The organism is Lentzea miocenica, from assembly GCF_033949945.1.
Taxonomy (GTDB): Bacteria; Actinomycetota; Actinomycetes; order Mycobacteriales; family Pseudonocardiaceae; genus Lentzea; species Lentzea miocenica.
Map to the genome: position 1 here is coordinate 22,983 of NZ_JAXAVW010000030.1, position 21,752 is coordinate 44,734.

General features: G+C 69.0%; 17 protein-coding genes. 14 read left to right on the forward strand and 3 right to left on the reverse strand.

Annotation, left to right across the window (positions count from 1 at the left end; genetic code table 11):
- The first annotated feature begins 183 nt into the window (after positions 1-183).
- Positions 184-2,118, forward strand: a complete 1,935-nt coding sequence (locus SK803_RS31870) for an NUDIX domain-containing protein (RefSeq protein ID WP_319969854.1) — start codon at positions 184-186, stop codon at positions 2,116-2,118.
- A 105-nt stretch (positions 2,119-2,223) separates the two neighbouring features.
- Here the strand turns inward: SK803_RS31870 and SK803_RS31875 are convergent, their stop codons facing one another.
- The 3 genes from SK803_RS31875 to SK803_RS31885 all read right to left on the reverse strand — a co-directional run bounded on the left by SK803_RS31875 (position 2,224) and on the right by SK803_RS31885 (position 6,898).
- Complete coding sequence (locus tag SK803_RS31875; protein WP_319969855.1) at positions 2,224-3,102, reverse strand: slipin family protein; 879 nt, start codon at positions 3,100-3,102, stop codon at positions 2,224-2,226.
- A 144-nt stretch (positions 3,103-3,246) separates the two neighbouring features.
- Positions 3,247-4,395, reverse strand: a complete 1,149-nt coding sequence (locus tag SK803_RS31880; protein ID WP_319969856.1) for a site-2 protease family protein — start codon at positions 4,393-4,395, stop codon at positions 3,247-3,249.
- Between the two features lies 1 nt (position 4,396).
- A complete protein-coding gene (locus SK803_RS31885; protein ID WP_319969857.1) occupies positions 4,397-6,898 on the reverse strand; it encodes a glycoside hydrolase family 65 protein in 2,502 nt (833 codons plus the stop codon).
- A 183-nt stretch (positions 6,899-7,081) separates the two neighbouring features.
- Here SK803_RS31885 and SK803_RS31890 point away from each other — a divergent pair, with 183 nt between their 5' ends.
- The 13 genes from SK803_RS31890 to SK803_RS31950 all read left to right on the forward strand — a co-directional run bounded on the left by SK803_RS31890 (position 7,082) and on the right by SK803_RS31950 (position 21,706).
- On the forward strand, positions 7,082-7,294 hold the full coding sequence (locus SK803_RS31890) for a DUF2933 domain-containing protein (RefSeq protein ID WP_319969858.1): 213 nt from the start codon (positions 7,082-7,084) through the stop codon (positions 7,292-7,294).
- Positions 7,294-7,950, forward strand: coding sequence for a methyltransferase family protein (locus SK803_RS31895; RefSeq protein WP_319969859.1), 657 nt, complete (start codon positions 7,294-7,296; stop codon positions 7,948-7,950). The genes SK803_RS31890 and SK803_RS31895 overlap by 1 nt, the downstream gene beginning before the upstream one ends.
- Entirely contained in the window at positions 7,947-8,384 is a 438-nt protein-coding gene (locus SK803_RS31900; RefSeq protein ID WP_319969860.1) for a hypothetical protein, read from the forward strand. The genes SK803_RS31895 and SK803_RS31900 overlap by 4 nt, the downstream gene beginning before the upstream one ends.
- 6 nt (positions 8,385-8,390) lie before the next feature.
- Positions 8,391-8,819: a hypothetical protein gene (locus tag SK803_RS31905; RefSeq protein ID WP_319969861.1), complete on the forward strand. Its 429-nt coding sequence runs from the start codon at positions 8,391-8,393 to the stop codon at positions 8,817-8,819.
- Positions 8,816-9,475, forward strand: coding sequence for an ABC transporter ATP-binding protein (locus SK803_RS31910; protein WP_319969862.1), 660 nt, complete (start codon positions 8,816-8,818; stop codon positions 9,473-9,475). Before SK803_RS31905 ends, SK803_RS31910 begins: the two co-directional genes overlap by 4 nt.
- The gene (locus SK803_RS31915) at positions 9,472-10,935 is read left to right on the forward strand and encodes an ABC transporter permease (protein WP_319969863.1); all 1,464 of its coding nucleotides are present in this window, start codon (positions 9,472-9,474) and stop codon (positions 10,933-10,935) included. Before SK803_RS31910 ends, SK803_RS31915 begins: the two co-directional genes overlap by 4 nt.
- Positions 10,932-12,365 (forward strand): multicopper oxidase family protein, encoded by a 1,434-nt coding sequence (locus tag SK803_RS31920; protein ID WP_319969864.1) that lies wholly within the window; start codon positions 10,932-10,934, stop codon positions 12,363-12,365. Before SK803_RS31915 ends, SK803_RS31920 begins: the two co-directional genes overlap by 4 nt.
- Positions 12,362-13,279 (forward strand): DMT family transporter, encoded by a 918-nt coding sequence (locus SK803_RS31925; protein ID WP_319969865.1) that lies wholly within the window; start codon positions 12,362-12,364, stop codon positions 13,277-13,279. The genes SK803_RS31920 and SK803_RS31925 overlap by 4 nt, the downstream gene beginning before the upstream one ends.
- A gap of 2 nt (positions 13,280-13,281) precedes the next feature.
- Positions 13,282-15,672: a heavy metal translocating P-type ATPase gene (locus SK803_RS31930; RefSeq protein WP_319969866.1), complete on the forward strand. Its 2,391-nt coding sequence runs from the start codon at positions 13,282-13,284 to the stop codon at positions 15,670-15,672.
- A gap of 263 nt (positions 15,673-15,935) precedes the next feature.
- On the forward strand, positions 15,936-16,421 hold the full coding sequence (locus SK803_RS31935; RefSeq protein WP_319969867.1) for a DUF4396 domain-containing protein: 486 nt from the start codon (positions 15,936-15,938) through the stop codon (positions 16,419-16,421).
- A 132-nt stretch (positions 16,422-16,553) separates the two neighbouring features.
- A complete protein-coding gene (locus SK803_RS31940) occupies positions 16,554-17,987 on the forward strand; it encodes an MFS transporter (RefSeq protein WP_319969868.1) in 1,434 nt (477 codons plus the stop codon).
- Between the two features lie 69 nt (positions 17,988-18,056).
- On the forward strand, positions 18,057-18,584 hold the full coding sequence (locus SK803_RS31945; RefSeq protein ID WP_319969869.1) for a carboxymuconolactone decarboxylase family protein: 528 nt from the start codon (positions 18,057-18,059) through the stop codon (positions 18,582-18,584).
- A 437-nt stretch (positions 18,585-19,021) separates the two neighbouring features.
- Positions 19,022-21,706, forward strand: a complete 2,685-nt coding sequence (locus SK803_RS31950) for a tyrosinase family protein (RefSeq protein ID WP_319969870.1) — start codon at positions 19,022-19,024, stop codon at positions 21,704-21,706.
- Positions 21,707-21,752 lie beyond the last annotated feature (46 nt).

The following is a 21,752-nucleotide window of genomic DNA, read 5'->3' on the forward strand; positions in this document are numbered from 1 at the left end:
CTGCCTTTGCTCTTCACTGTCGACCCCGGTGCGGACGACGTCGCGGGCCGAAGGTCTCCTATGGCGGGTCGTAGGTCCTTGTGCAAGGAGGTCGATCGGCGCTGGCCGGAGTCTTCGCCCGGCCAGCAGCCTTGGCAGGTGATGGACGGCGTCTGTTCACCGTGTGTGCCGGGGTTGAGCTCCTTGCCCGACCGGGTGGCGGCGATGCGTGCCGCGATCGCCGAGGAGCCAGAACCGCTGGTCACGGTTACCCACCTGCTGCGGTTGTGCCGCGACGAGCATCCGGTGCTGTGGGAGCGGGTGAGCGATCCGGATTGCAGGGCGAGGGTGACGGTTGTGCTCACGGAGCTGGCCGAGGTGCTTCCCGCCCGGCCAGGAGAACGGGAGCTGCCGCGCGCGGCACGGCACGCGCTCGCCGCGGCACTCGAGCCGGTGGACGATGTTCCGGCTGTGGTGGTGGCACACGCGCTGGCCGAGCTGGTGGACAGCACGTACGGCCACACCTTCGCGGGCTCCTTCCGGCGCCGCAGCCCTTATCAGCCTGGCGTCGGGGATCCAGTGCCACTGGACAGTCCCGATTTGCGACAGGTCACCGCGATGGCGGCCACGTCACCACCGTGGCGCCTGGCGAACCGGCTGGACGAGACCCGCCGGGTTCGGCTGGCAGGCGAGTGGGCCACCCGCTTCCAGGTCGTGTTCGACTACAGCGCGACGGAGCTCCTGGCCGGTCTGGTCACGGCAGGTACCGTCGTGGCGACCTGCCACCCCAATCGGAGCCTCGACGATTTCGAGTTCACCCGAGACGCGCGCCGGCGGACCTTTCCGGTGCGTCCGGCGGACCCGGACGCGCAACTCGCCGAGATCGACAGGCTCGTCGCTCGCGCCGCGGCGTCCGGGGCTTCCATCGTGGTCCTGCCCGAACTGTGCGTCACCGAGCGGTTGAGCGCGCGACTGCGGGACTGGGTGCGCAGGCCGGAAGGCCCTCGTCTGCTGATCGCGGGTAGCCACCACCACGAGGACGAGGCCGGTGACGATTCGCCGCGCCGGCGCAACACGGCCGTCGGGTGGGTGCGGGGGAGTGACCTTCCCCTGCTTCAGGACAAGCACTCCCCGGCGGACCGTCCGGTGGCGGAGGACATCCAGCCGCAGGGCTGGCCGGAGATCCGCGTACACGTGACCGCCGACGGCTGGCATCTGGTGATCGCGATCTGCCGCGACCTGCTCAACCCGCAGGCCGTGCACGCGCTCACCGAAGCAGGTGTGAACCTCGTGCTGGTACCCGCCATGAGCGAGACGCTCGTGCCCTTCGGCGGCCCCGTCGCACAGCTGGTCGGATCGTGCCAGGCACTGGTCGTCGTGGCGAACAACCCCGCGGAATGGGCGGACACCGGCGACCTGGTCGCCCACCGCCCGGCTCGCGCGTTGTTCGGGCATCCGGGGTTCGGCCAGCAGACCCGGTTCGTCCACGCGGGCGATCCCGAGCCCGGTGTGGCGCTGATGACCGTGAGCTCCGGCCGGCTCAGATGGCTCACGGTGCACAATGACGAGCCGTCGATCCGAGTTGGTCGACCATCCTCGAAACCTGAATGGGTTGAACAACTGGAGACGGACCTCATCCGTCGTCAGATGGTGGAGCACAGGTTGCCCGAGCAGGTCGTGTTGCGGCCTGCGGCGGTGCTGGTGCTGGTCACGGACGGTTCCATCGGCCCACGAGTGCTGCTCACCGAACGCACTCCCGATCTGGCTCACTATCCCGGCCAGCTCGTGTTCCCCGGCGGCGCGGTCGAACCCGGCGATGACGGGCCGGTCGCGGCCGCGCTGAGAGAAGCGGGTGAGGAGACAGGCCTCGACCCGGACGCGGTGGAGGTCCTCGGCGTTCTGCCGCCGTTCGCCTTGCCCGACAGCGGGTTCCTCGTCAGTCCGGTGCTGGCCTGGTCGGCCCGGTCCGCGTTCACCGGCTCGGCCAACCTGGCCGAGGTCAGCACGGTCCGCGAGGTTCCGCTGCGGGAACTACTCGACGTACCCCGTCGCACACCGGGGGATTGCGGTGCGCTCGGCAGGATGACGGCGACAGTGGTTGACCTGCTGTCCGGCATGCTGGCCCGCACCACCGGTTGAATCCACGATGGATGGAGCTGCTGTCCAGAGCCCGAAACGCGCCACCCGGCTCAGGTGATGTGTCCGGAGTCGACCGGACACATCACCCATGTTTCGCGAATGTGTCTATCGCGGAGAAGCGACGGGCTCGCCGTTCGGCAGAGTCTCCTGTGCCGGCGGCGTGCCGAGGGGCTGCGTCGGGATGGCGGAGGCCGGGACTTCGGCCCTGGGAACCGCCGCAGCCGCTTCGCGGGCCAGGAAGGACCCGAGTTCACCGATGGTGCTCATCAGCGGTGCGGGGAACACGACCGTGGTGTTCTTGTCCACGCCGAGCTCGACGAGCGTCTGGAGGTTGCGCAGCTGCAACGCCAGCGGGTGCGCCATCATGGTGTCCGACGCGTCGCCCAGCGCGGCCGCGGCGAGCGACTCGCCCTCGGCGTTGATGATCTTCGCGCGCTTCTCCCGCTCGGCCTCGGCCTGCCTGGCCATCGCGCGCTTCATGCTCTCCGGCAGCTGAATGTCCTTCAGCTCCACCAGAGTCACCTCAACACCCCACTCGACGGTGGTGACGTCGAGGATCTTGCGGATGTCGAGGTTGATCTTGTCGGTCTCGGACAGCGTCTGGTCGAGGGTGTGCTGACCGACGACCTTGCGCAGCGTGGTCTGGGCGATCTGGTCGATGGCGTGGTAGACGTTCTCGATCGCGACGACCGACTTCACCGCGTCGACGACCTTGAAGTACGCGACCGCCGAGACGTCGACGCTGACGTTGTCCCTGGTGATGATCCCCTGCGACTGGATGGGCAGCGTGACGATCCGCAGCGACACCCGGCGCATGACGTCCACCACCGGAATGATCAGCCGCAGGCCCGGCATGCGCACCCCGCGCACCCGTCCCAGCCGGAAGAGCACACCCTGTTCGTACTGCTTGACGACTTTCACCGACATGCCCAGCAGTACCAGGACCACGGCGATGACACCGACGATGATGATCGAGCCATTCATGATGACGCTCCGTCCGGATTTCGATCTGTCGTGGTCTCACGATGCGACCGTGCCTGTGCCGACGCCGCTGCCGAAGGTCCCCGTTCCCGGCGCCGATCGACCTTCGGCTGACCACACCGGTGTGGGTGTTCGCTCGTGGTCGGCTCAGTGGCGGTGGCCGGCAGACGGCAGCACGTCGAATCCCCTGATGTCGATGGTCCGTGCGATGTCGGTCGGGGTGATGATGCCGACCAACCGGCCGTCGTCGAAGATCAGGGCTCGGCCGCCGGTGTCCGGGGACAGGTGTTCGAGCAGCCCGGTGAGTGGCTGGTCCGGTGTCGCCGTCGGCACGTCGGCGAGGGGGATGGCCACGTCGCGGACTCTGGTCGTGGCCCGTTCGACGCTAGGGACGGCCCGCAGCTGGGCCAGTGTGATGAGCCCGTCGATGCCTCCGTCGGGTCCTTCGACGGGGTAGGCCGAGTGGCGGTCGCCCAGCACGTAGCGTTCGATGAATGCGTCGACGGTGAGCCATCCGGGGCCGGTGTGCGGGTCGGTGCTCATCACGTCGGCGACGCGGATGCCCGCCAGGGCCTGCCGGGTGAGCACCTGCGCCTCCTCGGCGCGTGCGGCGGTGAGCAGGAACCAGCCGATGAAGACCATCCACAAGCCTCCCAACCCGTACCCGGCGAGGAACTCGACCAGGCCGAGCGCGATGAGCCCGAACGCCAGGACGCGGCCGGCGCGGGTGGCGCCCAGGGCCGCGCGGGTGACGTCCCCGTGCCGGTGCCACAGGTAGGCACGCAGGACCCGGCCGCCGTCCAGTGGTGCACCTGGGAGGAGGTTGAACAAGCCGAGCAGCAGGTTGATGCCTGCCAGCCACCAGGCGACGCCGACGACGATGTGCGCGACCCCGAACGCGTCGAGTCCGATGGCCACACCGGCGAAGACGGCCGCGAGGATGAGGCTCGTGGCGGGCCCGGCCGCGGCGATCCGGAAGTCGTCCCTCGGGGTCTTCGCCTCGGAACCGAAGCTGGCGATGCCGCCGAACATCCACAAGGTCAGGCCCTTGACTTCGACGCCGGAGCGGCGGGCGACGAGGGCGTGGGCGAGTTCGTGGGTCAGGATCGAGCCGAGGAACACCACAGCGCCGGCCAGACCGGCCAGCCAGTACGTCGCGGTCGGGTGGCCCGGTGCATCGACGGGAAGGGTGTGGCCGGCCAGGCTCCAGGTGAACAGCCACAGCACCACCAGCACGCTCCAGTTGACGCGCAAGGGGAAACCGGCAAGGCGGCCCAGCTGGATGTCGTCACCCATGTCAGAACTCCGTTCGTGCTGATTGCGGATGTGAGCCGTCGATCAGGCCTCGGCGGATGCTGTTCGCTGTGGCGGGGTGTCCCGACTTCGGTCCTGTCGGGACGGTCGCCTCGGTGCCTGTGTCGCCCAGGCGCAGCTCGCGACCGGCGGCGTGGACGGTCACCGGTGCGGCGTCAGTGGCCGCGGCGATGACGGTGAGTTCGGTGTGGGTGGCGGTGACCTGGAGCCGGTGCCCGCGGAAGGTGAGCGTGGTGCGCAGGCGGTTGATCTCTTTGGGCAGCACGGGGTTGAGCCACAGCGCGTCGTCGCGTGTCTCCAGTCCGAGGTAGCAGCGTTCGGCCAGGTCGATGGTGCCCGCCATCGCCCCGAGGTGAATGCCCTCGCGGGTCGTGCCGCCCTGGGTGTCGAGGACGTCGGCGGCGAGTGCCTCGGTGAAGCAGTCCCAGGAGCAGTCGCGGTCGGTACGGGTCCGCACCCAGGCGTGTACCACCCGGCTGAGCGTGGACCCGTGTGAGACGCGGGAGAAGTAGTGGTTCACGGTGCGTGGCAGCGCTTCCTCGGGCCACGCATATCCGAGGCCGGACAGCACTTCCCGCAGTTCCTCGGCGGACAGCAGGAAGAACAGCATCAGCACGTCCGCCTGCTTGCTCACCTGATAGCGGTTGGGGGTGTCGCCTTCGGCTGCGAGGATGAGGTCGAGGCGGCCGACGTTGCCGTAGCGGGCCCGGTATCCGGCGAGATCGAACTCGGTGAGGTCGGCGTACCCGTCGAACTGGCTGATGATGCCGTCACCGTGGAACGGCACGTACATCCGAGTCGTGATGTCGGCCCACCGCGCGAGCTCGCCGTCGGTGAGACCGAGCCGGTCGAGCACCGCCGCGCCGTCGTGGTGGCGCAGCAGGGCGACCAGCTCGAGCGCCCGGCGCAGCAGCCAGGCGGTCATGACGTTGGTGTAGGCGTTGTTGGCCAGTCCGGGTGTGTCGGTGCCGGGATAGCCGTCGTGGAACTCGTCCGGCCCCATCACGCCGGTGATCTCGTATCGTCCGGTCGCCGGATTCTCCTGGGCGAGGTCGGCGAAGAACCTGGCGATCTCACACACCAACTCGGCACCGTGGGTGGTCATGAACGCCAGATCGCCGGTGGCCTGGTAGTACTGCCACGCCGAGTAGGCGATGGCCAGCCCGACATGCCGCTGGTGGACCGAACGGTCCGGCATCCACTGGCCGGATCGGGGGTTGTACAGCTCGGTGGGTGTCTCCTCGCGGCCGTCGCTGCCGCTCTGCCACGGGAACATCGCGCCCCGATGCCCCGCCGCACGGGCGGCACGCCGTGCCGGGTCGAGCCGCCGGTGGCGATACCGCAACAACGCCCGGCTGACCTCGGGCAGGTGCAGCACGAGCACCCGGTGGAGGAACAGCTCGTCCCAGAAGACGTGGCCCCGGTAGCCCTCTCCGTGCAGCCCGCGCGCCCCCACCCCGGCGTCGAGGTCGCGCATGTGTTCGGACGCGGTCTGCAGCACGTGGAAGGTGTGCAGGTTCAGCCGTGCGGCCGACTCCGCGCCGTCGTCAGCACAGAGTTCGACGTGGCAGCGTCGCCACAGGTCCCGCCACGCGTCGACGTGGGCGGCCTGCAGTGCGGCGAACGTGCCCGCACGAGCGACTTCGTCGCGTGCCGCGGTGGCCGGTTCGCTGATCGCCCGGTCGCGGGAGGTGTACACCGCGGCGATCTTCTCCACGGTCAGCGGATGACCGGCCTCGACCCGGATCGCCAGATCCTCGTGCGGGCGGGCCGCCGCGGTGGTCACTCGGCGAGGCACCTCGACGATGCGGCCGGCGGTGAGGACACGGGTGCGAGCTGCCATCCCGACGATTACCTGGGACTGGCTGGTGCGCATCCGCACCCAGACGCCAGCCGTGCCGTTCCCGCCCGCGCGCTCCGCGCGCAGGTGCCGGCTGCCCAGTGGCAGGTCCGCGGTGACCTCGGTGTTGGCGGTCCGCGCGTCGATGCCGGACCTCACGTGCAGCAGGCCCGACCAGTTCTCCGGGATGAACGTCGTGTCCAGCGCGGCGACATGCGGCGCGGCCATCGACACCAGGCACCGGGACACCACCGTCGTGGCCCGCCCGGCGGAGTCGACGGCACGGTAGCGGCGATGCAGCACACCAGCCCGCAGGTCCAGCGTCTGCCGCAGATCCACCACTGCGTCGGTGCCGGGCACGATCCAGGGACCCGAGGCGATCCGCCAGCGCAACTCCAGCCAGTTCGGCAGGTTCACCAGGCTCTCGGTCTCGTCGACGTGGCCGTGCCGCCGGGTGCGGAGCCGGTTGAACACCCCGGCGACGTACGTGCCGGGGTAGTGCGCCCCGCCCGCGCTCGCCTCCGGTGCGGCGCCACGAGTGACCACATACCCGTTGCCCAAAGCGCACAGGGATTCCCTCACCCCTTCAGTGGCCTGGTCGAAGCCGTCGTAGTCCAGCGTCCAGGCGGCATCAACCGTTCCCATAACCGAGCTCCACTCAGCCGCCGCGCTTTCCTCCGCACTGTCAACCGGATGTGGACGTCGGGGCAGAGCAGAAAGATTCTCCTATGTGAGGTAGTAGGTCCCTGATGTCGAGATGCCGGGGGCCCTGCCGCCGGGTGTTGTACGAGCCGATGCTCGAAGTCAACCGATGAAGCGGAGGACGTCATGAAACGCCAGCACCTCGGGCTGTACGCGATCGCCCTGGCGATCCTGATCGTCGGGCTGGGATTCGCCGGTGTGCCTGCGGGAACCCTGCTGGTCGGGCTGCTTGTGCTGGCCTGCCCGCTGATGATGATGTTCATGATGGGCGGGCACGGCGGCCACGGTGGCTCCGATGAGCACGACAAGGATCACCGCCACACCTCTGGCCGGCAGTGATGGCTGACGCCGCCTACGGGCTGTGGCCCCTGGTCTTCCTGAACATCGCGTTGTTCGTGGTGTTCGCGATGAGCTTCTTCCGTCCGCAGACCAAACGGGACTGGCGGGCGATGGGGGCGTTCACCGCGTTCCTGGTGGCGTTGTTCACCGAGATGTACGGCATCCCGTTGACCATCTACCTGCTGGGCAGCTGGCTCGGGTCGCGCTTTCCGTTGCTGCGCGACACCCACGCGGGCGGCCATCTGTGGAACGACCTGACCGGCTGGACGGGCGATCCGCATCTGAGCCCGTTCCACTTGGCCAGCTACGTGGCGATCGCTGCCGGCTTCTGGTTGATCTCCGCGGCATGGGTCCGGCTGCACGAGGCCGCGAAGGAGGATCGGCTGGCCACGACCGGGCCGTACGGGCGGGTGCGGCACCCGCAGTACGACGGGTTCCTGCTGGTGATGATCGGGTTCTTGTTGCAGTGGCCGACCATCCCGACGTTGATCATGTTCCCGATCCTGGTCGTGGTGTACGCGCGGCTGGCGCGCAGCGAGGAACGCGAGGTGGCACAACGGTTCGGTGAGCACTGGATCGCCTACGCCGCGCACACGCCGGCCTTCCTGCCTCGGCTGCGTTCGACGCCGGCTGACCGAGTTCGGAGGCAGCGATGAGCAGGAACGCCGTGCGCGCCGGGATCGTGGCTGCCGCCGCCCTGGGTCTCTTCTACGCACTTGTCGTCGGCGGTGTCGGCGGGCTTGACCACCTGGCCCAGCAGGCCGTGGACGACTGGCCGTGGCTCGTGCTGATCCTGACCGGGTTCGGCACGCAGATCGGGTTGTTCGTCGAGCTGCGCCGCCGTCAGCGGCTGCACACCGACGTGCGCGCTGCTGCGGGCACGGGCGCGGGTGCTTCCGCTGTCGGCATGGTCGCGTGCTGCGCTCACCACGTGGCCGATCTCGCGCCGATCATCGGCGCTTCCGGCGCAGCCGTGTTCCTCACCGAGTACCGGACTCCGATCATGGTGGCCGGAGTCGCGATCAACGCGCTCGGGGTGTTCCTCTCTGCCCGGCGGCTGCGCCGCACTCCAGTCCCCGCAGGACGGTGAGACGTCATGGTTCACATCACCACGTCGTGGCGCGGCGTCGCCGTGATTGTCGTGGTCGCGCTGGTTGTTGTCGGTGCGATCGCCTGGTGGCTCTCGCGACCCGAACCGAGCTCTGCGGACCTGGGTACTCGCACGGTGCAGGCCGGCGATGTCGAGGTGACGATGACCGCGCTCGCCCTGGACGGTTCCGGCGCAGTGTTCAAGATCGTGCTCGACACCCACACCGTGGAGCTGGACCTCGACCTCGCTGCCTCGGCCGAGCTGACCGTCAACGGAGCAGTGGCCGACGGCGCCGTCTGGGAAGGCCAGGGCCCTGGAGGGCACCATCGCGAAGGAACGCTGCGGTTCGCCACCCCGGTTCCCGCGGGTACAACGGTCGACCTGCGGGTCATCGGACTTCCCCAAGACGTGACCGGCACCTGGAGTGCGCCATGACCATCGGGCTTCCGACACAGACCACCGATGCGCTGGTGGCATCCGGGATCGAGAAGAGCTACCGGCGTGGCATCTGGCCGGTCCGGCACCGCCAGGACGTGCTGCGCGGCGCTGACCTGACCCTGCGTCCCGGCGAGGTGGTCGGCCTCGTGGGGGAGAACGGCTCGGGCAAGTCCACCCTGATGAAGATCCTGGTCGGTGCCTTGCGCCCGGACGCGGGAACCGTGTCGGTCTCGGGCGGGCTCGGATATTGCCCGCAGGAACCGGTGACCTACGAACGGCTCACCTGCAACGAACACTTCGAACTGTTCGGCCGCGCATACCGGATGAGTCCGGAGGCGGAGCGCAGGTCCCGCCGCGAGTTGTACGAGGCGCTGGGCTTCGAGCGGTACGCGACCACACGGGCCGACCAGCTCTCCGGCGGAACGCTGGCAAAACTCAACCTCGGCTTGGCACTGCTGGCCGACCCTGAGGTGCTGCTGCTCGACGAGCCCTACGCCGGGTTCGACTGGGACACCTACGTCCGGTTCTGGGAGCTGGTGGCGCAGCGGCGGGAATCCGGCCGCTCGGTACTGATCATCAGCCACTTCGTCGCCGACGAGGAACGCTTCGACCGGATCGTGGATCTGCGTGCCGGGCGGACGGTGCCGCGATGACCACGGTGCTGTTCGTTCGGCGGTTCCTGGCCGACTACGCCCGCAACCCGGTCAACCCGCTGGTGCTGGTGCTCGTCCCAGTGGTGTTCGTCGTGGTAGCGGCCGGATCGATGGCCGAGGCGGCGAAGCTGCTCGGCGGCACCGGCCCGTCCGTGGAGACCGCGGCGGCCGGGTGGGCGGCCGGATTCCTGGCCGGTGTCGCCATGTACTTCCAGCTGCGGGCCGCACGGGCCGCGGATCGACGGCTCGTGCTCGCCGGCCTGCCGTCCACCTGCCTGGTCGCTGCCCGCATGGCGACGGGGCTCGTGCTGGCTGTGCTGGTGTCCGCTGCCGCGCTGATCGCGCTGGCCGCGCGCACAGGCATCGACGAACCGGAACGGATCATCGCGGGCACCCTCATGTTCGCCGTGACCTATCTGGCGATCGGCGCACTCACCGGAGTGCTCGTGCGCAACCCGGTCAACGGCACCGTGCTGATCCTCTTCGTGTGGATCATGGACGTCTTCTTCGGTCCCGCGATCGGCTCACCGGACCGGCTCGCCACCCGCTGGTTCCCGACCCACTTCGTGACACTGTGGATGGTCGACCTGCCCTCCCGCCACGGCGGCCGGCTCGGCGACCTCGGCTGGGCTTTGACCTGGACGCTCGGCGCACTGCTGGCGGCCTGGTTCGTGGTCACGGCCACCACGCGGGTCGCGCACCGCGGCGCCGGCCGTAGTGGTCAGTTCACCACCGGCTTGCGCATGGGGCTGCGCGACTACCGGCGCAACCCGGTGCTCTGGGTGCTGCTGATCGTCGTTCCGGTCGTGTTCATCTGGCTGTCCAATGCGATCACTCCTGAGAAGCCCATGGTTCTGTCCCTTGTGGACAATGGGCGCGAGTCCTCATTCTCCTTCTGGCTGCCGGATGTCCACGCGGGCACCATGACCCCGATCGCGATCGGATCGCTGGCCACCCTTGCCGGGCTGTTCGTCGTTCTCGACGCACGATCCGGGGATCAGCGGCTCACGCTGGCCGGGTTTCGCACCGGCGCGCTGCTGTCCGCCCGGCTGATGGTGATCGGCTTCGCTGTCCTGCTGGTGACGGCGGCGTCCCTCGCGGTCACCGCGATGGTGTTCGACGCTCGGCAGTGGCCCGTCTACGCGGTCGGCAGTGTGCTGCTCGCCGCGACCTACGCGCTCATCGGTGTCTGCCTCGGGCCGATCTTCGGCCGCGTCTCGGGTGTTCTGATCGCGTTTCTGGTGCCGTTCCTGGACATCGGCATCGCACAGAGCCCCATGCTGCGCAACGAGCCGCCCGGCTGGGCGCGGTTCCTACCCGGCTACGGGGCCGACCGGGTGCTCCTCGACGGTGGCCTGACCGCGGGTTTCGACGAGTGGCAAGCGTTGCTGCTGGGCATCGGCTGGCTGGTCGTGCTCGGGCTGGCAGCGGCCCGACTGTTCCGCAGGAGTCCCGCATGAGCCCGTTCAACCGCCGCGCCTTCCTCGGGGCCACCGCGCTCGGTGTATTGGCGGCCTGCACGTCCGAAGCCGGATCTCCGCTGATTCTGCCCACCGATCCGCTGGTGGGACAGACAGAAGCGGCGCGCGGCGGCACTGGCCGCACCCGATCGGTCACGATCACGGCCACGACTGGGCAGATCGACCTCGGCGGTCCGGTGGTCAGCACGTGGACCTACGACGGAGAAGCGCCAGGACGGGAGCTCCGGGTGGGCGCGGGCGACCTGATCGAGGCGCGCCTGGTCAACCAGCTGCCCGTGGACACCTCCGTCCACTGGCACGGGCTGGCGCTGCGCAACGACATGGACGGCGCGCCGCATCTCACCCAGCCGCCGATCAGGCCGGGGGAGACGTTCACCTACCGGTTCGTCGCGCCGGCGCCCGGCACGTACTGGTTCCACCCGCACACCGGGACTCAGCTGGACCGCGGCCTGTACGCGCCGCTGATCGTCGAGGATCCCGCCGAGCCCGGCAAGTACGACGCCGAGTGGACGGTCGTGCTCGACGACTGGCTCGACGGCACCGGCACCACACCGGACGAGGTGCTCGCCGGACTGCGTCAGCGCGGCGGCCACTCCATGCACGGCATGGGCGGAGCCGCGGCCCAGCAGCTCACCGGTGACGTGACCTACCCGCACTACCTGATCAACGGCCGCGTTCCGGCGGCGCCGGTCACCTTCCAGGCCGGGCCGCGGCAGCGTGTCCGAGTCCGGTTCATCAACGCGGGTTCCGACACCGCTTTCAGGGTCGCGCTGGGCGGACACCGCATGACGGTGACCCACACCGACGGTTTCCCGGTCGTCCCGGTGACCACCGACGCGCTGGTGATCGGCATGGGTGAGCGCTACGACGTGCTGATCGAACTCGGTGACGGTGTGTTCGAGTTGGTCGCGCAGGCCGAAACCAAGTCCGGTGCCGCGTTCGCGGTGGTGCGCACCGGTCCGGGTGCTGTGCCCGAACCGACCGTGCAACCCGCGGAGCTGCGCGGAAAAGTCGTCGGGTACGCGGACCTGAGGCCGGCCGACTCGGCGGTGTTGCCCGCCAAGCAGCCCGACGTCGTGCACCGGCTCGCGCTCACCGGGGGAATGATGAGCTACGAGTGGGGGATCAACGGGCGCGCGGGTGATCTCACCAACCCCGCCCGAGTCCGAAGTGGACAAAGAGTGCGCGTCGAGTTCGTGAACAGCACGATGATGTGGCACCCGATGCACCTGCACGGCCACACGTTCCAGATCGCCGGCGGGCCACGCAAGGACACCGCGATCGTGCTGCCGGGGCAGACGGTGGCCTGTGACTTCGACGCCGACAACCCAGGCCAATGGATGGTCCACTGCCACAACACCTACCACGCCGAAGCGGGCATGGCGACGACGCTGGGCTACCAGACGTGATCACCGCGCGTGCCGAGGCGACAGGGGTGCGTCCGTGGCGCATGCTGATCGTCGTCGTGGGCTGGGGTTCGTGCTACGCGCTGATCACGTGGGGTATGCGGGACGCTCCGGTGCTGTGGTTCGCGGCCCTGCGCGCGCTGGTCGCCGGACTGTTGCTGCTGGCCGTTTTGCTACTCGTCGGTCGGCGAGCGGACGCGACAGTGCTTCCCCGCGAAGCGGGGACCTGGGGTCTCATCGGCGTGCTGGCGCTGACGAACGTCACGCTCACCTTCGGTGCGATGTTCGCCAGCACGAGCGGGCTGACCACCGGGGCCGCCGCAGTGCTGAGCAACTCGGCGCCGTTGCTGATCGTGTTGCCCGCCTGGTGGTTGTACGCCGAGCGGCCACGGGTGGTCGAGATCGCGGGGGTGGCGCTCGGTTTCGGCGGACTGGTGCTGGTGGCCGCGCCGACCGGTCTCGGAGGGGGAGCAGGCCTCGCGGTGCTGGCCGCCGCCGGGATCACCGCGGGTGCGCTGCTGGCCCGCCGTCTGGACGATGTCGACCTGCTCGCCCTGGGCGTGTGGCAGTTCCTGTTCGGCGGCACGGTTCTGTCGGTGGTCGCCGCGGTCACCGAAGGCCCGCCCACCACCATCACCTGGAGCGCCCGGTTCATCACGGTGCTGCTCGTGCTTTCCGCAGGCGCGACAGCACTGCCGTACGTGCTGTGGTTCGGCGAGCTGCGCCGCGCATCGCTCACCTCGGTCACCGCCTGGACGCTGCTCGTCCCGGTGGTCGGCGTCGCGTTCGGTGTTGCGGTTCTCGGCGAGCGCGTCACCCTGATGGAGGGGCTTGGCGACGCGATCGTCATCGCGGCTCTCCTGTTGGTAGTCCAGTCCAGTCGGGCCGCACATCGACCGCGGGCCAGGAAGGCATGATCATGAGTGATCACACCAGCACAGCCGTGCTCGACGTCAGCGGACTGCGGTGGGCGTCCGAGCAGAACGTCGTCAACGCCAAGCTGGGCCGGCAACCCGGAGTGCTCGACGTCTCGGTCAATCCCACCGCCCAGACGGCGACGGTGGTCTTCGACCCCTCCCACACCTCTGTCGCCACGCTGCGCCAGTGGGTGATCGACTGCGGCTACCACTGCGCCGGCCAGTCGGTGCCCCATCACATCTGCGATCCCATGGAGGAGCCGGACAGGGCCGGGCACGATCACGACCATCATGATCACGCGGAGACGTTGCGGTCTCCGCACGAGGCGATGGGGCACGGAGGGCACGCCGGCATGTCGATGGCGGCGATGGTCGCCGACATGCGCAACCGGTTCCTGGTCGCGCTGGTGTTCTCACTCCCGATCGTGTTGTGGTCGCCGATCGGCACCGAGGTGTTCGGACTGCACCTGCCGACGCCGTTCGGGGTGCGGCAGGACGTGTGGGCGCTGGTTCTCAGCCTGCCGGTGGTCTTCTACTCGTGCTGGATCTTCTTCGACGGAGCGGTCCGGGCACTGCGGGCCAAGACGCTGGACATGATGGTGCTCGTGGCGGTCGCCGTCGGATCGGGATGGCTGTACTCGCTGGTCATCACGCTGACCGGTGGCGGTGAGGTGTTCTACGAGGCAGCGACCGTGCTGGCGGCGTTCGTGTTGCTGGGGCACTGGTTCGAGATGCGGGCCCGCGGTGGCGCCAACGACGCGATCCGCACGCTGCTCGACCTCGCGCCGCCCAAGGCCGTCGTGATCCGTGACGGTGAACCGGTCGAGGTGAGCACCGCCGAGGTCGTCGTGGGAGACCTGCTGCTCGTCCGGCCAGGCGCGAAGATCGCCGTCGACGGCGTGGTCGAGGAGGGCGAGTCGGAGGTCGACGAGTCGATGGTGACGGGCGAAAGCCTGCCGGTGCACAAGGCTTCCGGCTCCGCGGTCATCGGCGCCACCATCAACGCCAACGGAACCCTGCGCGTCCGGGCGACCAAGGTCGGCTCGGACACCGCACTGGCGCAGATCGTCAAGCTCGTGCAGGAGGCGCAGAACTCCAAGGCTCCCGGCCAGCGGCTCGCTGATCGCGCCGCGTTCTGGTTGGTGCTGGTGGCCCTCATCGGCGGTGGCGCCACCCTCGCCGCGTGGTTGCTGACCGGCAGCACGTTCGCCACCGCTATCCTGTTCGCGATCACGGTCGTGGTGATCACCTGCCCGGACGCGCTCGGCCTGGCCACACCGACGGCGATCATGGTCGGCACGGGCATGGGTGCGAAACGCGGTGTGCTGTTCAAGAACGCCATGGCACTGGAGACCTCCGCGCGCATCCAGGTCGTCGTGATGGACAAGACCGGCACCCTCACCAAGGGCGAGCCCGAGATCACCGACGTGATCACCGACGGCATGTCGCAGGACGAGCTGCTGCGGCTGGTGGCCGCCGTGGAACGCGAGTCGGAACACCCGCTCGCCGAGGCCGTCGTCCGTCATGCCGACGCACTCGGCGTCGCTGCCGCCCGCGCGGAGCGGTTCGAGAACGTGCCGGGACACGGCGCGATCGCGCAGGTGGACGGTCGCCGCGTGGTGGTCGGGAACCGGCGCCTGCTGGAGAGGGAGAACGTCGATCTGGGAACGTTGGCGGCGCGCCGCGACGAGCTGGCCGCCACCGGCCGCACCGCCGTGCTGGTGTCGGTGGACGGCGTCGCGGCAGCCGTGATCGGTATCGCCGACGCGCCGAGGGACACCTCGGTCGCGGCCGTCGCGGCTCTGCACGACCTGGGCGTCGAGGTTGTCATGCTGACCGGAGACAACCAGGCCACCGCCGCGCGGATCGCCGCACAGCTGGGCATCGACACCGTCATCGCCGAGGTGCTGCCCGGCGACAAGGCGGCCAAGATCGCCGAACTGCAGCGCGATGGCCGCAAGGTCGCCATGGTCGGCGACGGCGTCAACGACGCGCCGGCGCTGGCACAGGCGGATCTGGGCATCGCCATCGGCGCGGGCACCGACGTGGCGATCGAGACCGCCGATGTCGTCCTGATGCGGTCCGATCCGCTCGACGTCCCGATCGCGCTGCGCATCGGCCGCGGCACCTTGCGCAAGATGCGTCAGAACCTCGGCTGGGCCATCGGCTACAACGCCATCGCGCTGCCGATCGCCGCCGGCGTGTTCGAGCCCGCCTTCGGCCTCATGCTGCGTCCGGAGATCGCCGCGCTGTCGATGTCCGGCTCCAGCCTGATCGTCGCGCTGAACGCCCTGGCGCTCAAGCGGTTGCGCCTGCCCACGGCGGAGACCGTGGAGCCTGCGGCACCGCGTGCGCGGGTGGCCACGCCCAACAAGGTCGTGTCCAGCTCATAGAGCTCAGAGTTGCGCACGGTTGCGATGCCCTGTTCCTCCAACGAGGAGCAGGGCATCGTTGTTCAGAGGCTGAGCAGCCGGTCCACGTTGGCGTGCGCGCTCTTTCTTCTTGTCGATCGCACCGCTGACCGAGCTGGATCGCGTGTGTCTGGCGGTGCGTCCTCAACAGTCTCTTGACACCCCCTGGGGGTATGGGCGTATGTTCGCCGCAGCATACCCCAGTAGGGTATGTAGGCCCGAGAGGTAAGGCAAAGGAACGGATCATGAATCACGCTGGTGCGCAATCGAGTCTGACGAAGCTCGCCATCTCTGCGACGCTGCACTGCCTCACCGGCTGTGCGATCGGTGAAGTGCTCGGCATGATCATCGGCACCGCGCTGGGGTGGTCGAACCTGTCGACGATCGTGCTGGCCGTCGCGCTCGCGTTCGTGTTCGGCTACGCGTTCACCATCCGGCCGGTGCTCAAGTCCGGCTTGCCTCTCCGTGCCGCCATCGGTGTCGCGTTCGCCGCCGACACCGTGTCGATCGCCGTGATGGAGATCGTGGACAACGGAGTGATGCTCGCCGTGCCGGGCGCGATGGAGGCGGGCCTCGGCAGCTGGCTGTTCTGGGGGAGCCTCGCATTCGCGCTGGCGGTGGCCTTCGTGGTCACGGTCCCGGTCAACCGGTGGCTGATCTCGCGGGGCAAGGGGCACGCGGTGGTGCACCAGTACCACGGTGGTGGCCCCGAGGGTCATCACCACCACTGAGTGACCTGTGGCCGCGGATGCCCGCGGCCACAGATCGTCCGAATCTTTCGTGTTCTAGGGGTAGTGGCAGCCGCATGCCGTCATGGCAGAGGTCTGCCTGGTTTATACCCCCTACCAGTATGGAGTATTGAAATGTCCAGTGTGGAGCAGACCGGTCGGCGCAGGTGGTGGGCGCTCGCTCTCATCGCCGCCGCGCAGTTCATGGTCATCATGGATACCTCGATCATCGGCGTGGCACTGCCGCGCATCCAGACGGATCTCGGGTTCTCGCAGGAGAACCTGTCCTGGGTCTTCAACGCCTACGTCGTGGCGTTCGGCGGGCTGCTGTTGCTCGGCGGCAGGCTGTCCGACCTGCTCGGTGCCCGTCGCATGTTCGCCACCGGCTGGCTGGTGCTCCTCGTGGGCTCCGTCGTCGCCGGTGCCGCGGGAGAGGTCTGGGTCGAGCTCGCGGGCCGCGCGGTGCAGGGTGCGGGTGCCGCACTCATCGCGCCTTCCGCGCTGACCCTGCTGATGATGCTGTTCGGCAGCGAACCGGCGCAGCTCGGCAAGGCGCTCGCGATCTACGGCGCCGCCGCTCCGGCCGGTGGCACCGCCGGTGTGTTTCTCGGCGGCGTCATCACCGAGTACCTGAGCTGGCCTTGGGTCTTCTACATCAACGTGCCGATCGCCCTGATCGCCCTGATCGCCATCCCGGCCCTGATGCCCGCCGGTGCCGCTCAACGCGGCTCCACCGACCTGCTCGGCGCGATCACCGTGACGGCCGGCCTCGCGGTAGCGGTCTACGCCATCGTGCGCGCTCCCGAAGCGGGTTGGGCCTCAGCCGAGACGATCCTGGGCGTGGTCGTCGCCGTCGTGCTGCTGGGCGCGTTCCTGCTGATCCAGGCCAAGCGGAAGGCACCGCTCGTGCGGCTGGGCATCTTCCGCACGCCCCAGCTCGGTGCCGCCAACGTCGCGCAGCTCCTGCTCGGTGGGGCGTGGATCCCGATGTGGTTCTTCCTCAACCTCTACCTGCAGCAGGTCCTCGGACTGGGCGCTTTCGCCAGTGGCTCGGCACTGCTGCCGATGACTACCGCGATCATGCTGTTGATGGTGGTCGTGGCACCGCGTCTGACCGCGCGGTTCGGCACGAAGACGATGATCGTCACCGGCCTGGTGGTGCTCGCTGCCGGTCTGGGCTGGCTGGCGCTCGTGCGTCCGGACGGCACCTACTGGGCGGACGTGCTGCCCGCGTCGCTGGTGGCCGCCACCGGCATGGCGCTGGCATTCATCCCGTCGCTGGGCACAGCCATCTCGAGCGCGCGCCCGGAGGAGGGCGGCCTCGCCTCGGGCATCGTCAACACCAGCTACCAGATCGGGTCTGCCCTCGGCCTGGCCGCGATGACGGCGCTGGCGGCCTCGTACGGGGCCGGCCGGCTCGGTGACGTCGACGAGCTGACCACCGGAGTGTCCGCCGCCTTCATCGGTGCCGCCGGCATCGCGGTCGTGGGCGCGCTGATCGCGGCCGCCACGTTGCCCGGAAGCCGTTCGGCCGCACCGGAGGCCAAGCACGAGTCGGCCAACGCCTGATCATTCACCTGTGTTGCCGCCCGCCTCACGAAAGGCGGGCGGCAACCTGTCTGCTTCAGGAGGTTCCACATGCGACGCATTTCCGCCCTCGCCCCCGCGGACGCCCCGGACAAGTCCCGTGGGCTTCTCGCCGAGATCCTCACGCGACGTGGTTCGGTCGGGGACATGGTCAGCACCATGGCGCACTCACCCGCACTGTTGCAGGGCTACCTGGACTTGTCGCGAGCCCTCAAGCGCGTCAAGCTGCCGCGCGCTCTCAGCGAGAAGATCTCCCTCGCGGCACAGGAGTGGATCGGCTGCGGCGCCTGCTTGGCAGCGCACACCGAGGCTGCCCGTGCGAACGGACTCAGCGAAAGCGACATCGTCCTCGCACGCCAGGGCACCGCCGTTGATCCTCGTGAGGCGGCACTGATCGCCTTCGCGGTGCGCGTTCTCGCGGAGCCGTCCGGAATCTCGGACGACGATGTCGCGGAACTGCGGGCACACGGCTGGAGTGACCGGGTCATCGCTGATGTGGTCGGGGTGGTGGCACTCAATTTGCTCACCGGCGCGTTCAACCTCGTCGCGGGCATAGAACCGTCGATCCCCAGGCCATGATCTCCCTCTCGCGCGACCACACCAGAGGGTCGACCTCGTGACCACTGCTGTCGTCCTGTCGGCGTGCGCGATCTTCACCCACAGTCCGAAGTCGCTGGCGGGCCCCGTTTCCGCCACGACCGCGGTTGGCAATGCCAAGACCGTCGTACCGAGCGTCCTGTCGCAGCCCGAAGTTCGACGTGACAAGACCTCGCGTCCGGGGGCAGGACGCGGGGCATGAGTGAGTTCGATCAACACGCGCAGCGTCCGCAAACCCACGACGCGTCACAGTCGGCAGAGACTTCTGGCTCGCTCTGTGCCGCGCGGCGCCTGCGCGAGGCCCTTCCGTTCTTTCAGCGGCAGGCTCTGACCCATTCGGAGTGCCAATACCGTGCCGCGTGGTGTATTTGCGCGCGCCATCCAACCTCCTCGAGTTATCCGCACAAAGGGGGCCCACGATGGCTGGACCGGTCAGACGCAACATCGCCCACCTCACGCCGACTGAGCGGCAGGCGTTCATCGACGCCCTGCTGCAAGCCGACCTGCACGCCTTCCCCGGAGGAGTGTCCTACTGGGACAAGCAGGACGAGATCCACCAGTCGACCCACAACCACGGCGGCAACTCCTTCCTGCCATGGCACCGCGAGCTCTGCAACCGCTTCGAGGCACTGCTGCAGCAGTCGAACCCCGATGTCGCCCTGCACTACTGGGACTGGACGCAGGATCCGCGCGCCGCCTCCGACGGCCAGGGCGGCACCGTCGACCTCTCCTCCAACACCCTCTTCGGCACGATGAACGGAATGGTCGACGGACCGCTCGCCGCGCTGCACAACGGCGGTGTGCTCGCCGGCAGCCGTGAACAGACCGGGAACCCGGCCGATCCACCGCAGTCCGTCCAGCGGAGCGCCGGAGCGGGGGCGACGGGGATCGACTCGGACGCCTCGATCATCGGCAGCGCTGACGGCCTTCCCCAAGCCCAGCAGTGGCAAGCGTTCCGCACCGAGCTGGAGGGATGGCACGGCAGCGCGCACGGCTACGTCGGTGGCGACATCGGCGGTCAGCACCAGGCGTTCGAGGACCCGTTCGTGTTCCTGTTGCACAGCAACGTGGACCGGCTCTTCGCGATGTGGCAGGCGCAGCCGGGCCACGACTGGCGACTCGACCCGGACCAGGTCTACGGCGACCAGTCGGGCACGACCGGACCGGGCAGCATCCTGGATTCGATGCAGCCGTGGAACGGCACCGTCCAGTTCGGTTCACCGATCGACCCGTGGGCCGGCGCGTCACCCAGCATCGAGAGCAAGAACTGCCGCCACCCGTCCGTGGTGCGCCCACCCTGCTACGACACCCTGCCGTTGACCGTGGAGCAGGTCTCACCGGCCGTCGGTGACCCCATCCGGTTCCTCGACGTGATCGAGCACCTGCCGACGGCTCGCGCGTTGCGGCTTCGAGTGCGCGGCTGCACCGAGGTGACCGCCACCGCCTCGGTCACCGCTCCGTTCACCGTCCTGTCCGCATCGGTCACCTCACCGCACCCGGACGGCTTCGAGGCCAGCGACCTGCTGGTCTGGGTGCTCTACACGCCGAATGCCGCAGGCTCATCGGATTCCGGCACCCTGACCGTCACCATCACCGAGACCGGCGACGTGTTCACGGTCCCGGTGACCGCGACCGTCGTGCCGAACCCGACCGTCGGCGCGTCGCTGGTCCTGGACCGGTCCGGCAGCATGAGTCTCGCCTCCGGCCTGCTCGGCAAGACCCGCATGGACGTCCTGCACGACTCCGCGCCGCTGTTCGTCACGCTGCTCGACGACACCGACGGCATCGGCGTCGTCCGCTTCGACACCGATGCCGCCGAAGCCGCACCGGTCACCGATGCCGGTCCCATGATCGGCGGAGCAGGCCGGCTCGCCGCCTCCACCGCGATCATCGGAACGCTCACGGACCTCAACGGCCTCACCGCCATCGGTGACGGCCTGGAAAGCGCCGCCGCACAGCTCGCACCGGTCGCGATGGACTACGACCACACCGCCACCGTCGTGTTCACCGACGGCCACGAAACAGCCGACAAGACCATCGCCGCCGCGGCGTCCTCCGTGCACAGCCGCGTGTTCGCCATCGGCCTCGGCACCGCCGACCAGCTCAACCCCGGCGCCTTGTCCGACATCGCCAACGGCACCGGCGGCTACCTCCTGCTCACCGGCAACTCCGGCGCGGACGACCAGCTGCTGCTGCAGAAGTACTTCGCCCAGGTGCTGGCCGGAGCCACCAACTCCGCCATCGTGGTCGACCCGGACGGCTTCGTGCCGGTCGGCGGCAAGGTCGTCGTCCCGTTCCTGCTCACCGCCGCCGACATCCGCGCGGACGTGCTGGTGCTCGGCGAGAACGCGCGGGCTCTGCGCGTGGAGCTCATCGCACCGGACGGCTCCGCCGCGAGCCCGGTCGAGGTCGTCGGCGAGGCCTACCGCGTGCTGCGCGTGGCAGGTCAGGAGGGGGAGTGGCAGGCCGTGCTGTCCGTGGACGGGCGAGAGCTTGACCGCTGGATCACCGAACTGCGCAAGCGCCTGGCCGACCGCAAACGTGGCGGGCAGCTGTTCGATCAGATCGTGACGGGGATCAAGGCGCACGGCGTGCCGTTCACGCTGAGCGTCCAAGCCCGCAGCGCGCTGCGGCTCGGCGTGTTGCTGAGCCAGGGCTCGCGGCTGCCCGGCGCCCCGGCACAGCTGACAGCGACGTTGACGGACAGCGGGATTCCGCTGTCCTCCGCGGCCGTGTGTGCACTGGTGACTGGTCCCGGCGGAGGTCAGGTGACCATGTCACTGTCCGGGCAGGAGCCCGGGGTGTTCGCCGTCTCGATTCCCACCGCCGAGTCAGGGGTGTATCGCGTGCTGGTCCGTGCGTGCGGTGCGGATCTGCGCGGCACGGTGTTCACCCGCGAGGAGCTCCGAACCTTCGCCGTGTGGTCGCGCGGTGACCAGGCGCCCCCGTTGGTGATCGATCCTCAACCCCGGCCCGGCCGCGATCTGGACGGCTGTGCGTTCCTGCTCTGTCTGCTGGAGAACGACGGTGTGCGCCGGCTCCTGGAACGGAACAAGATCGACCCCGACCGCGTCGCCGAGTGTCTCAAGTCCGCTTGTCGATAGGGACGGAGTCGCTGGTCCTACAGGCAACACCCTGAACAGGTCACCG

Bases quoted from the DNA above. Each gene is read 5' to 3' on its own strand.
- SK803_RS31940 (WP_319969868.1), top strand. From the start codon at position 16,554: ATGTCCAGTGTGGAGCAGACCGGTCGGCGCAGGTGGTGGGCGCTCGCT.
- SK803_RS31895 (WP_319969859.1), top strand. From the start codon at position 7,294: ATGGCTGACGCCGCCTACGGGCTGTGGCCCCTGGTCTTCCTGAACATC.
- SK803_RS31905 (WP_319969861.1), top strand. From the start codon at position 8,391: ATGGTTCACATCACCACGTCGTGGCGCGGCGTCGCCGTGATTGTCGTG.
- SK803_RS31890 (WP_319969858.1), top strand. From the start codon at position 7,082: ATGAAACGCCAGCACCTCGGGCTGTACGCGATCGCCCTGGCGATCCTG.
- SK803_RS31885 (WP_319969857.1), bottom strand. From the start codon at position 6,898: ATGGGAACGGTTGATGCCGCCTGGACGCTGGACTACGACGGCTTCGAC.
- SK803_RS31915 (WP_319969863.1), top strand. From the start codon at position 9,472: ATGACCACGGTGCTGTTCGTTCGGCGGTTCCTGGCCGACTACGCCCGC.
- SK803_RS31900 (WP_319969860.1), top strand. From the start codon at position 7,947: ATGAGCAGGAACGCCGTGCGCGCCGGGATCGTGGCTGCCGCCGCCCTG.
- SK803_RS31945 (WP_319969869.1), top strand. From the start codon at position 18,057: ATGCGACGCATTTCCGCCCTCGCCCCCGCGGACGCCCCGGACAAGTCC.
- SK803_RS31875 (WP_319969855.1), bottom strand. From the start codon at position 3,102: ATGAATGGCTCGATCATCATCGTCGGTGTCATCGCCGTGGTCCTGGTA.
- SK803_RS31935 (WP_319969867.1), top strand. From the start codon at position 15,936: ATGAATCACGCTGGTGCGCAATCGAGTCTGACGAAGCTCGCCATCTCT.
- SK803_RS31950 (WP_319969870.1), top strand. From the start codon at position 19,022: ATGGCTGGACCGGTCAGACGCAACATCGCCCACCTCACGCCGACTGAG.
- SK803_RS31920 (WP_319969864.1), top strand. From the start codon at position 10,932: ATGAGCCCGTTCAACCGCCGCGCCTTCCTCGGGGCCACCGCGCTCGGT.
- SK803_RS31930 (WP_319969866.1), top strand. From the start codon at position 13,282: ATGAGTGATCACACCAGCACAGCCGTGCTCGACGTCAGCGGACTGCGG.
- SK803_RS31910 (WP_319969862.1), top strand. From the start codon at position 8,816: ATGACCATCGGGCTTCCGACACAGACCACCGATGCGCTGGTGGCATCC.
- SK803_RS31880 (WP_319969856.1), bottom strand. From the start codon at position 4,395: ATGGGTGACGACATCCAGCTGGGCCGCCTTGCCGGTTTCCCCTTGCGC.